Source organism: Bacillus sp. FDAARGOS_1420 (assembly GCF_019344915.1).
GTDB lineage: Bacteria > Bacillota > Bacilli > Bacillales > Bacillaceae_G > Bacillus_A > Bacillus_A mycoides.
In genome coordinates this window covers 285,765-298,214 of sequence record NZ_JAHWJB010000005.1, presented here as the reverse complement: position 1 = coordinate 298,214, position 12,450 = coordinate 285,765, and the positions used below count along the sequence as shown (strand labels likewise).

Sequence of the window (12,450 nt, the reverse complement as noted above, 5' to 3'; positions counted from 1 at the left end):
CATATTCTGTTTTTTTAGTGAAAAGGGTTTTGTTATGGGAAAATTCTTGGTACTACTGTTAGGAAAAATAATATTGTGATTTCTAATAATGTTCTCAAGAATAGGATATAAAGGATGGGGAATCGTGTTTTAGGGTTCTATCCATTCAAATATGTACTTAAAAAAGCATGGAGAAGAAAAATTAGTCCTTGGTTTAGGCTTAATTTTTCTTCTCTAGCTTTAAGAATTATTTGATTAATACATGAAACGTAGCAAATACCTCATCTATATTAGTATTATTTAGATTCAATTTTTCCTGTAGAGATTCAATCGAGATTTTAATATTTTGTGATTTCCGAATCAATTGAACTTGATTTGTAATTCTTTTTTTCAACATTTCAAAGTATGTTTGATATTCTTGATTTGGTAAACTCACATTATTGAGCAACTGATCTACTTTTTCTAGAAGCTGTATACCACGGAATAAAGAAACCTCCTCCTGCTGCTTACGTTCTTGCTTTAAAAATTGAGTCGCTGGATTATAGTATTGTTTAAGTAATTCCATTATTTCTTGTGTATAGGCAGTTGTCACCGTTTCATTTAATTCCGTATTATTGGTGGCAGCTCTGATTTTTGATAGCTCCTGTACAAATTCTACAGACGTTGGAATAGACCCGTTCCATTGAATTTGTGCTTTACTACCCGGTGCGATTGTATTATAAGACCTATTTTGGTAAAATAAATAACCTTCCTGTATAACATTTTTTGCAATAAAGTTTTGGGTATCTTCCCAACTCTTTGTTAAAAATGTTTCTCCATTTGGTGTAATCACGAAAACTTCTTGATCTTGTTCTGGGAATTCTGTATTATCTTGTTCGGTTCCATGATTGATGACAGTTCCACCAGTATAACCACTGTCAATGGCAGCTTGATTTAAAATAGCAATCATATCTCTTTGCCAATCTGTTAATGTTCCTTTTCCATCTTCTTTATTTTCTCTAGTCAGCCCATGTTTAATTATTAATTGGGTTGTAGTTTTCCATTTTTCTACAGGTTTCTCTATTCCTAATAATTTCTCCCATTGACTTACTGGAATTCTTTTTTTGATTTCTGATAAACTAGGTGCCAGTGCAAATAAATCATAGTCAGCTGTAAGAGCTTTAGGATCTCCATTGACGACTTTAGCCATTACTTCTAAAAAGGTCCACTTTTCTAATTCTTTACCTAATGTCGTAGTTTTCCCTTTTTTTGTTTTGTATTGCACTTGACCAGTCTGTTTGTCCATTCTAAATTCATAAGAAGAGTTTGTCACATCGAACATAAGGTATACATGGTTGTCTTCTTTTTGCTCTGTACCTTTTGCTAAAAGCTTTTCTTTTTGCAGTTCTTCTATTCGTTCTTGATTTAGAGTTAAAATGATTTTGGTTATGTGATCTTTCCCGTTTAGTCCGTTATTTGCGGCAAAAGAGTCCTCATTATCTTTATTTCCTTTTTCGACTGCTTTTTTATTTCCATATTTTTTAGATAAGTCTTGGTCAACAGGAATATAACCCGCCATAGGTCCCCAATTGGAGCTTTTTCCATGTACATTTAGCCCTTTCGTTGAGGCACCCTGTTTAATCAGACTTGTAGATAGTGTATTAACCGGTCGAAAGAAAATATATGTATGAGTATTTTTAGCGATTGTTTTAAAATTTTCTACATGACTAGGTACTAAGCCAGACCCCACTATTGCTTCTGTGCCTTTTTTTACATGGATTTCGTCTATTGCTTGTATGTTTTTTTCGAATGTAGTTGTTTCTTTTTGTGTTTCTGTTGTATTTTCAGCAGCAAATACAGAAATAGTATCTCCAAATGTACTCATCCCTAAAGTCATAGTTGCAGCAGTAACAAATACTGCTTTTTTGAACCTACGTTTTGCATGTGTTCGTTCTTTATATTTCATGGTAAATCTCCTTTTTCGTTTTATTGCTGAGGGGAATGCTACGGTAATAAATCAGAAATGCCCACCTTATTGGGTTTGGGTGTCCCCCATCATCTGTAGATGCATATTTTTTAGAGAAGCATAAATTTTTCTAGAAATGGTTTCTATTATCGATATCATTAACTTTCACAATAATGCTTGTACCTTTGTCACTTTTAAAGTCTGCCGACGGATCTTTAGAGTGTACTGGTGTATAGCATCATATATCCTACGACTGGCTGGTTATGAGGCGTTTGCTTTAAATAACTGAGCTAAAGGTTCGGTTTTGAAAAAGCACTCTTTTGAGTGCCCAGTTCTCTGTTATTGATAAAGAGTTTTATTTTTTATATTAAGACTTGCTTACATGATAGGAAAACAAATTAGCATCTTCTATAAAACTGTACTATTTTATAATGATAAGATATAGATTTGTATAGTTATTCTCTAAAGTGTATGGTTCTGATAACGATCTCTGTTTTTACGTATAATTTCCATTTCAGCCGAAGACCACCCAGTAATCCCCACTTTAGAAGACATTACACTATTTCTTACTCCTTTATGGTCATCCGGGACACTATAAGTATGTGATAACTCATGCTTAATTGTACTTTCGATACTACAAATTATATTATTACTTGGGACATCTTTAATAGTGATTAATGGAATAGATTCGATCCCTTCTAGTCCTATTGTTTGTGGCAACATTCCTCCGTAAGCACTACCATATTTTCTGTTAGCAGTAAACCCAACGACAAAACTGAAACTACCCGAAAAATTCGAGTTGTCAGTTATATATGTAGTGTAATCATCGGCAAAATTATACATTATATCAGAGTGATTCTCTCCCTTTGAGTCCCATTCATAAAATTGGATGGGAACATATTTAATATTATAATATTCTTTGAAATCCGCTGTTCCTTTTTCTATTAATTCTTTTGTGCGCTCTTTCCAATCCGAATGAGCATCTCGATACTGTTTATCCGCTGCGATTAAAACAGTTAGTGTTTTTTGAGGTGTATTTTTGAAATGTTCACGTGTTTCATCTTGCTTTTTTGTGCGTTCTTGAGAATCTTCAGGGCTTTGTTCTAATGTATTAGAGTTTACTATAGGAATCACATCATCAGCAGCAAATACAGAAGTAGTGCCCCCTAATGCACTTACTCCTAAAGACATAGTTGCTACGGTTGCAAGAAACGCTTGTTTGTATTTTTGTTTTGTATGTGTGCAATATTTATACTTCATCAAATCATCCTTTCCGATTATATTATCTTGCCAATATTCACATCCCATCAAATTAGAGGAGAGGTGATGTGCTATGATTATAGTTTAGATGATTGGTACTGTATATAACGAAAAGTAATTTTAACTAACGCAATATTTTTTATCCTTTTAGCAAGAAGACTCCTTCCTCAAGGAGCGTGAAGAGTCACAGTCCAGTGAGTAGGTGGGAGATGAATTGGCTTCGGACAAGGGATGGTAGGAAGCTATCTTAACTGTTCGATATACATAAAGTGTTACTCCACTACCTATCGAATGAGTGTAAGTGTTAATGATTTTAAAACTTATCAATTAGTTACTGTGAATACTGCTACAAGTCCTGCTACTCCTACACCGATAGCAAATACAAATTCTTTTGCGGAAGGTGGAGCGATGTTAATTAATGTCGCAATAGTATCATTAACTGCGGGGCAGATACTTGGTGTTTAAAATTTCAGTGGGGGTGATACACTAAGGGGGAATCCGGTAATAACGCTATAGGGGGATTTTTAACTCTTATCCAAATGGCTTAAACTGATTTATGGCCCAGCTTCATTTGATGGTGCCGTTTTTAAAGGGACTATATGAGTGTAGAGCAGCTTCTGGAATATAGGTTTATATAATAAAAGGGATAAAACTAGCGTGTTGCCAATGTAAGAGAAAATAAGTTGTGAAACCTGATAGGAGTTTAAGAGACCAAAACTAGCATGTTAATCCTTAAAACCCCTGTAGATAGAAGGGGTCTTAACATTTTCTAATATTTTGTACGACGGAATAAATTTATCGATATAGGACGTATTAAAGAATTAATATTTATTTTAGTCATGAGTTATAATAGTTTTTGCATACAGAATTAACCAAAAATTGCTTTGATTTTTTAGTTCATTATAATTCTTTCGTGCATTCTATATAAGTATACAAGAAAAATTTATTTGCTTTAGTTGGTACACCAGGATTTGAAGAATTAAAAGAGCGTTTAAAATAATAGTAACTACTCAGCCTCCTCACGGGGGCTTTGTTAATTTACTAGTCTGATATGTACTTTTTGTGTGAATACTAAATATACCATACGAGGAGGTGTACCGCCGGGAACGTTATCAATCTTGGGGTATTCAAAATGGCTTGTATAATGTTGGCGTGTCTGGGGGAGCATGTAAGGTTTGCAGGTTAGTTATATATTGTGTGGCATGTATGTTAGCGAAGGCATGGGAATCCTAACGAATTGTCTGGGATTATATAGAAAAAGGCAAGGAGATTGAAGCTGCCATATTCCGTGTGCAAAGAATGAGTTATTTCGGCCTATATGTCCGAACGAAATCAATAGATGTAAATATCCCCTATCTATTAGATAGGGGATATTTACTAGATAATGTGGTTGAGTTATTTCAGGCCTTCAAATTTAAATTTTTCGTTATCGCCGCCAGTTTTTGGGTAAACTTTTATTGGTGTCTCATTAATCGCATTGTTACCTGCTATATCCAATACCATATTAGAATCTTTTAAACTGTGAATAAAGAAGTAGCCATCTCCTGCATCTTCTAATGTCCAATACTGCTCTGGGTCATTTGCTTTACCTGCAAGGAAGACGTACTTAGCGTCGTACGCTTTACCACCACTCTGATCCCATGATAATGCCTTGTTAGGATCTTTTTTACTTATGATTTGATACGCGTTTTTATCTTTATTATATTGCAGCGTCCATTGTTGGTTCGCTCCACCTTTATAATCGTATAGTATGGAGTTACCTAGTGAACCTTGATTAAAATCTAAAACTTTATTAGAGTCGATTTTGGACAATATTTTGTAAGTTCCATCCTGTAAACCTACATCATAAGCAGTTAGCGCTCTACCATCTGGATTTAGACACTTACCATTTTTATTAAATTTATATGTTTTACCATCAGGAAGAGTTTGTGTAGTATCGACATACATCTCACCTTCTTCAAACGTGTCAGTTTTTGTAGGACTGAAGTAATACCATGAATATTTAATTCCCTGCGCTTTTAGCCATTCTCTGCTAAACTTATCTCCGCTATTAGTAGAGTCTATTTCATGTCTAGTTGCAAATGAAGTCCCAATTTCTTTCCATCCAGTTTGCATTTGTCCCTTTAGATCGTAGTACAAAGTTCGTCCATTTTGATCCAGTGTAAACTCAGATTTAATGTTTGCTGCTTGTTTGAAAGCTATATTATTTATTGACTTATTTAACGTTTCTTCAAGTTTAGTGCTCCATCCCAGGACAGTAGCCTTAATAGCCGGTGCGCGTACCTCTGCTCCAGGAAGTATCAGTGATCCAGGAAGCTTTTTCTCAAGATCTTGCACAGTTTTTTCTATCTGACTGGAGTCATCTAAGTCTTTCTTAGCGAATTCGTTTGCGTACTTTAAGTAATCCTTATGTGCCGTTTTTTGCGGGTTTAAAAATGATTTTGTGAGACCATCATCGTCATAGTTTATTTCAGGATCTTTACCGTGGAGCTCCATGTAGTGCAAGAAGTTCAAATGAGCTGTTGCTGCGACCATAAATATAGGAAACTCCGCTTCTTTATATGACGGTTTTTGAGCCTCTGATATGAGCGCTTTGAAATCGTCATGAATAAATTCAGCTTTCGATCGCATAGAAGCTGGTCCATCACCTACTGAAGGTGCTTTAGCAATTTTCCCGCCGGTACCGGTAGGATTCATATAGTTTTCAAATTCCTGTAAATCTTTATATAGTTTGTCTAGTTTTTGTCCAAGTGTTTCCAAATCATAACTTTCAATTTGTGCATGCGTTTGCTTAGCAATATCCTTCATCAATTTTTCTAACCGATTTTTTGCATCTGTCGTGTCCTCTGGCCATAGTAGTCCAATTAATGGAGAAATCACTACTCCGCCATATGGAATTAGTGCTGCGGATCCCATGGATAAAGTTCTAAAAGTGTTGTTAAAGTTCCCGCCCTCTACTTGAGAATCAGCCCAAGCTTGTTTTAATGTAGCCCCACCTAATGAACCAATTGCTTTTAAGGCCTCTATATTGAAAAATTTGTCCTTTAAAACTGTAATAGTTCCATCACTTTCTCTTTTAAAAACAGGTCCATCAGTTGCTGATGCGGAAGGTGCCTTTTGTATATTTGCTGTATTTTCGGCAGCAAATGCAGAAGAAGTACTCCCCAATGTACTTACTCCTAACGTCATAGTTGCAACAGTTGCAAGAAACGCTTGTTTGTATTTGCGCTTTGCATGTTTTCGATCTTTGTACTTCATACATATACTTCCTTTCTGAACTGGATTTATTTTCTTAACATTTGTATCACATCAAGTAGAGGTGATGTGCTCAAGTATAGGCTTAGTGATTTAGGTTGTGCATAGCAAAAATGATTTTGACAAACACGATGGATTTCAAAGCATTGTACAATACTGACGTCCTTGTTGCGAATCTTAAAAAATAGATGGAATTCATAATGTAAAAGTAATATTTACTTTATCGAATTAACGAAGAATATATATAGGGTTTTATTTGTATTTTCTCCAAGTATATCCTATAATCGTCCGCTGAAAAATAGCTACATTACTAACATGTTTATTCGCCTTACGTTGTGTCATAATATGTATCTCTCTAAAGTTATCGATCATTTTATTGAACGTTCGTGTAAAGTAGCTAATTGGATTTCTCTTCAAAGTACCGTTATGCTCATAATTATGTGTTGGAGTTTTATTAGTAATATTTACAGGATGATAGAACAATTTGTTACTAACCTTTGAATCAAAGCATGAGTCAAATTTGTAAGAATAAGATAGGGGAATATGATAGTGAATAAAGTCTTTATTCACTTGATAAGATGGATTTTCGTGTTTTTTTTATGGATTCATTTGTATTCAGAATAATACTCCTTTTCTTTAACTAAACCCTGTTTTAAAAAATTAAAACCATTAAATATATTAGAACTCATTTTTGACACCTCATACTTACAGTCACAAGGTATTCGAGATTTTTTCTTATCCAATTTTTTATTCAAATTTTTGTTCAAATACTTGTTCAATAGAGTAATTTGAGAGGGACAAATAAACGGATGATTTGGACTGAAAACTTAGGCTATTAATAAGTGTTATTCATTGTATAAGAGAATTTTTAAATGTAAATAAAATAACGGCATGACAAAAAGCCTTGTCAGTGTTATTTTTTTGAACAAGGCGGTAGAGATTTTATTTTGTTTTGAAAAATAGATATTAAGAGTTTGGAGTTAGCATCTCATTGAACGTTTTAAAATCAATATCAACTCTAGATTCACTCTTTTTTTTATATTTCTTCATGCGTATTTTCCTGTATGCATGGAGTTTCTTTGTATATCTCGTGATGTAATACGCGGATGCACTGACGTCCGCTTGGATATGTTTAAATTCACGTACGCATTCTTCAAATGTCTGTGTAACTTCCCAGTTTACATCTGGTGGCATACGTAAAGCGATGGTATACGCATCGTTTTCTTTGATGCTTGTATCCTGCGTGAGTATATACATGTACATTTTCTTTTGCGCTTCACTCATATGCTCGTCCATCTCTCGGAAACGTAATTTTAATTTTTTACCGTTGAAAAGGTTTGTTTCTTGTACTTGTTTTTCTTGTTCTTCTACTGTGGCTGCTACTTCAGTAGGTTCGACAGGAGTAAAAAGATCAAATTCATGGCAAGTAGAAGGAGGACGGTCCTCATCTTGATTCTCTTCTTTATATGTGTTTCGATTGTTTTTTTTAGATAGAAATTCTGTAAAAGTAGCAAACATATCGATTGCATATCCCCATTTTTGTTTGAAATACTCAATAATTTTCAAATAATTGTTATGTAGGCTTAAAATATAGACAGATGAATAATCATCATGACATTCTAAAACGCTCTTTGTATTACTGGAACCGGTTGTATGCGTCGCAATTAAAAAAAGGAAAACCCTATAGTTCTCTTCATAAAACCATTACAATTAATTTATTGAATTTTGTCATGTTTAAAGAATATGAAGAGTTTCATACGACGGGGAAACTGTGGAATATGCAACAACAGAAACTTTTAAGTGATGAAATTGAAATTCATCTTATAGAAATTCCAAAACTCATGCAACAATGGCGAGAAGAAAAGGTCAATCCGTGGGTAGATTCTTTTGTACGATGGTTACTATTACTTCCTGCGAATGAAGATGAACACTTAACACAAATTTTGGAGGCGATTGCAGTGAACCAAGATCCAATGTTACAAAAGGCGATGGATAAATGGGAATATATGAGTCAGGATGCTTCATTCCGTCAAGCGTATGAGGCGCGGGAAAAGATTCTAATGGATGAAAGCGGCAGGCATCGCACATGCATTAAATAAAGGAAGAGAAGAAGGGATCCAAGAGGGAATTCAAAAAGGGCTTGAAAAAGGCGTTCAACAGGGAAAACGTCAAATGATTCTCGGTATGCATCGTTTACAAGTCCCAATAGAAACCATTGCACAAGCCAGTGAACTCACGATTGAAGAAGTAAAGAAAATCATAGAGCAAGCATAAAAGAGGCGGACTTTGGACCGCTTTTTTTACGAAAAAACACAACAAAGACAGGTATGCCAGACTGTCTTTGTTGTGTTTGTGATTTTGCAAGTGTTTGTACGTATATATCATATCAAAATAGCTGCTACCATACAAAAGAAAAGCCTATATGTTATAGGGGGAGAACTAGCATCTTCGAGTGGAACGTGCATTTTAGAATATTCTTACAACTGAGGATTATTTTCATGATTTTTGCGGCTTTAAATTACAATATTGGAGTGCTGTGTCGCTTTTTTGAACTGTTGAAACTTATTAAATTTACGTTGTTAAAATCTGATTATTCTAAAATATCATATTTATTTGAAGATGCTGGGTTTAGGACTTGTAAACACCCTTATCCCGAATATGGACGTTTTTTAATAATAGGAAGACCTATTTATTTGATAATACCACTTTCTAAAATCTTTATCGTAGGGGTTACTTGTACTTTCGCTTTTGAAAAATCCTTAGGCCAATCATCTTGCACCTGTTTCCATTCTTGATAATGGCAAGCTCTTGCATAATCACCAAAGCCAAATGGATCCAGATTTTCTCGCTGGACCTTGCGAATTAAGTTGTTTAAATCTTTGTTTAATTGTTTGGCGATAAGTGTAGATAATTTATCTTGCCCTGTCTGTATATCTGTATCGAACGTAAGCTCTCATATAGAGATGTTCAAGTCTAGGGCCGTATCGAAAATAAAATGTTTATCTCTGTAGTAGGTCGTAATGTTTCGTTTGATACGCTGTATATTCATTTTTACATACTTCTTGCCCGTTTTATTTTTAATCGTACTCGGTTTTTCAATTGAATGAACAGGGAGTTTCATTGTAACAGAAACGGGTGTATTAATTTTATTTTGTAACATAAGAAGAAGCAAGCTTTCCCGACGATTTAATGACATTTTATGATTCCCTCTATCATTCAGAAGCGCAGATCCAGTAACTATAATGTTTTTAGGTCCTTTTTTTATTTCGGATATAGTAGGAGTTATACCTTTATTAAAGGTTTGGCGATGATACTCATGAAAGGTAGTAAGGACCATACGATTATATAATTTGTTGGTATTCATCAAATTGGTTAAATATTCCGGAAGAGCAGGTTTATCCTGAAAGTTATTATACATAATAGATGAGACTGGACCATCTACAGCAACCATATGCATAGTTCCAGTGTTTTTTGGATCGCGATACCAAACATCAAGGTAAGGAAAAGCTCCTTCATGTTTTAAAAAATCACGGCTGAATAGGATGAGTTGTAATTTTTCTGTAGAGACTAAACTATTACTCGTACTGTTAAATAATCCTTTCGCTTCCCTAGGTGTATTTGCTGTAGTTTCAGCGGATTCATATTTTTTCTTAATATCTTGATTGAAAATAGGCTTTATATAATACACAACCATTTTTTCATGTCAAAACCGTAAACCAACGAAATAGATTGTTTTTCTAAATCGAGGCGATACCCACATCCCGTCATAAAAATGAATAGGATGAAGGGTATCATCATTTTACTATATCGAATCCTTTAATGCCTCCTTCGCCAATACTGGTAGAGCGTTATGTGCAATAAAAATAAAACCGGGAATATAAAAACCATGAAATAGCTACTTATTCCCCAAAGTTCTCTTAATACATTTACTTTATCAAAGGAAGGTGTATAGAAAAATGAACTGAAAACACAACCCACTACTATAATTAAAATAGGTAATCGACTATCTTCTTTATTGAAAAATTGATTCATTCCATTTGTAGCGGTGAACATATACGGAATACAAGAATCAAAAATAATAAGAATATAGAATGCCAAAAAAAATTTCAAATCGCTCAAGAAACGAAAAGTGGAACGGTGTGATGAGAGAAAGAGTCGGCCATAAAAAACGTGTAATATCATCTGGACTAAAATAAACAAAGCAGACCAGTGTAATTTGAAGATAAACTAGTATGGTAATCAGGTTGGCGATGATGATTGCTTTGGTAGCAAATCGTTTGTCTTTTAGATGAGGATATAACACAAAGGAAAATTCAAATCCAAGAAATGCAAGGATAGTGGATTTGATGGTTTTAAAAATCGGTAACCATCCTTCCTTAAGAAGAGGCAGAAGGTATAGGAAGTGACTATCCTTAAGGGGAATAATTAAGAGTAACGGCATCCATAGGGTAAAGAAAACATTAAAAACGGCATAGCGACATATACTTTGTATCCCGCTATAAACCAACATAAAAACTGGGATTGAAAATAAAAATAAAACCATATACATGGATGTTATGGGTAAAATCCAAATCTTAATCAGATATTGGAAAAGAGGTTTTCTCAACTTATGAATCAGGTTAGTCATAGTGCACCTGACTTTCGGAAATTATTAGTGATTCGTCATTCTTATTCTTTTGCTTTAGAAGCATATATTAAAAATAAATTTCAAAATCAAGTAGCATTTGGAACTGAATGGATTCATCCAAGGGAAGAAGATATAAAGGTGATGATATTTTTATGGCATTACTTCAATTTGATGAATGGGAATTAATTGAAAAGCATGCATGGAATCAGAATAGTGTATAGGGGCTTGAAAACAAGTTTCGTACGCTTAGATGAACTAACAAACGGATTTAATCCACTCGTCGATCTTAAAAACCTTATAGTTATTACTATTAAGGTTGACTAACCAGAACCAAATAAACCGATCGTTATTAAGTACCTGATCTTAGTGGTATACGATATTATCCCATATAGTTGACATAAGGGCGTATTTGCATGTAAAGCGCTCTTTTATGTACAATGAAAGAAAAACATCATATGAGATGGGGAGAGGAAAACCCCTGTCCAACCAACAATTAGTGAATTTACGCATTGATTTTGCTTTTAAACAACTATTTGGCACAAGTGGAAATGAAGATATTCTGATTGCTTTTTTAAATGCGATGTTACAGGGTTCTTTAGAATCACCTATTGTTTCGTTACAATTAGAAGACCCGCACTTGCACCGAGAACATGAGGAAGATAAATTATCCATTTTAGATATTTCAGCGACATTAGATACAGGAACAAAGGTAAATGTGGAAATTCAATTGAATAATAATCATGATATGATTAAAAGAAGCCTGTATTATTTGGGAAGATTATATACATCTCAATTACAAAAGGGGATGTCTTATAGTTCTCTTCATAAAACCATTACGATTAATTTGTTAAACTTTGTGATGTTTCCAGAATATGAAGCGTTTCATACAACAGGAATCCTATGGAATCAACAACAACAAAAGAAGTTAAACGATGATATTGAAATTCATATCGTGGAAATTCCAAAATTAATGCAACAGTGGCGTAATGAACAAGTAAATCCCTGGGAAGATTCGTTTGTTCGCTGGTTGTTACTACTTCCAGCGAATGAAGATGAACGATTAACCCAAACATTGGAGGATATTGCGATGAACCAAGACCCGATTTTACAAAAAGCCATGAATAAATGGGAACGTATGAATCAAGATTCTTCTTTTCGACAAGCGTATGAAGCAAGGGAGAAAGCGTTGATGGATGAAGCCGCAAAGTTTGCTTATGCAGAACAAAAAGGGATTGAAAAAGGGAAAAAGCAACTTATTCGTGGTATGCACAAAAACGGAATGCCAATAGAAGATATTGCAAAGTTTACAAATTTACGTATAGAAGAAATACGAAATATTTTACAAGCCTAAAGGATTAAAAATAACACCTACAGTATTTGTAGG

General features: G+C 34.3%; 6 protein-coding genes and 4 pseudogenes. 4 read left to right on the top strand and 6 right to left on the bottom strand.

All coding sequences use genetic code 11. From position 1 onward, the window contains the following. Positions 1–226: 226 nt before the first annotated feature. Together I6L50_RS33895 and I6L50_RS35515 are read right to left on the bottom strand one after the other, a co-directional pair. Positions 227–1,924: a CyaA/EF/ExoY family adenylyl cyclase toxin gene (locus I6L50_RS33895; protein WP_219304381.1), complete on the bottom strand. Its 1,698-nt coding sequence runs from the start codon at positions 1,922–1,924 to the stop codon at positions 227–229. A 462-nt stretch (positions 1,925–2,386) separates the two neighbouring features. After that, a complete protein-coding gene (locus I6L50_RS35515) occupies positions 2,387–3,184 on the bottom strand; it encodes a hypothetical protein (protein WP_257475498.1) in 798 nt (265 codons plus the stop codon). Positions 3,185–4,270: 1,086 nt separating this feature from the next. Here I6L50_RS35515 and I6L50_RS35950 point away from each other — a divergent pair. Beyond that, positions 4,271–4,370 (top strand): annotated as a pseudogene (locus I6L50_RS35950) (N-acetylmuramoyl-L-alanine amidase); the annotation flags it as partial. 209 nt (positions 4,371–4,579) lie between these two features. Here I6L50_RS35950 and I6L50_RS33885 read toward each other — a convergent pair. Both I6L50_RS33885 and I6L50_RS33880 read right to left on the bottom strand, forming a co-directional pair. Then, positions 4,580–6,442, bottom strand: coding sequence for an insecticidal delta-endotoxin Cry8Ea1 family protein (locus tag I6L50_RS33885; protein WP_219304379.1), 1,863 nt, complete (start codon positions 6,440–6,442; stop codon positions 4,580–4,582). A gap of 963 nt (positions 6,443–7,405) precedes the next feature. Continuing rightward, positions 7,406–7,957, bottom strand: coding sequence for a hypothetical protein (locus tag I6L50_RS33880; protein WP_219304376.1), 552 nt, complete (start codon positions 7,955–7,957; stop codon positions 7,406–7,408). A 77-nt stretch (positions 7,958–8,034) separates the two neighbouring features. Here I6L50_RS33880 and I6L50_RS33875 point away from each other — a divergent pair. Further along, positions 8,035–8,713: pseudogene (locus I6L50_RS33875) on the top strand (Rpn family recombination-promoting nuclease/putative transposase); the annotation flags it as partial. 415 nt (positions 8,714–9,128) lie between these two features. On the opposite strand, the pseudogene I6L50_RS33870 reads toward I6L50_RS33875, so the two are convergent. Further along, positions 9,129–10,234, bottom strand: a pseudogene (locus tag I6L50_RS33870) (Ger(x)C family spore germination protein). A gap of 21 nt (positions 10,235–10,255) precedes the next feature. Next, positions 10,256–11,024: pseudogene (locus tag I6L50_RS33865) on the bottom strand (GerAB/ArcD/ProY family transporter); the annotation flags it as partial. Between the two features lie 24 nt (positions 11,025–11,048). Here I6L50_RS33865 and I6L50_RS33860 point away from each other — a divergent pair. Together I6L50_RS33860 and I6L50_RS33855 are read left to right on the top strand one after the other, a co-directional pair. Then, positions 11,049–11,252: a hypothetical protein gene (locus I6L50_RS33860; RefSeq protein WP_257475497.1), complete on the top strand. Its 204-nt coding sequence runs from the start codon at positions 11,049–11,051 to the stop codon at positions 11,250–11,252. Between the two features lie 292 nt (positions 11,253–11,544). Beyond that, entirely contained in the window at positions 11,545–12,417 is an 873-nt protein-coding gene (locus I6L50_RS33855) for an Rpn family recombination-promoting nuclease/putative transposase (RefSeq protein ID WP_444992618.1), read from the top strand. Positions 12,418–12,450 lie beyond the last annotated feature (33 nt).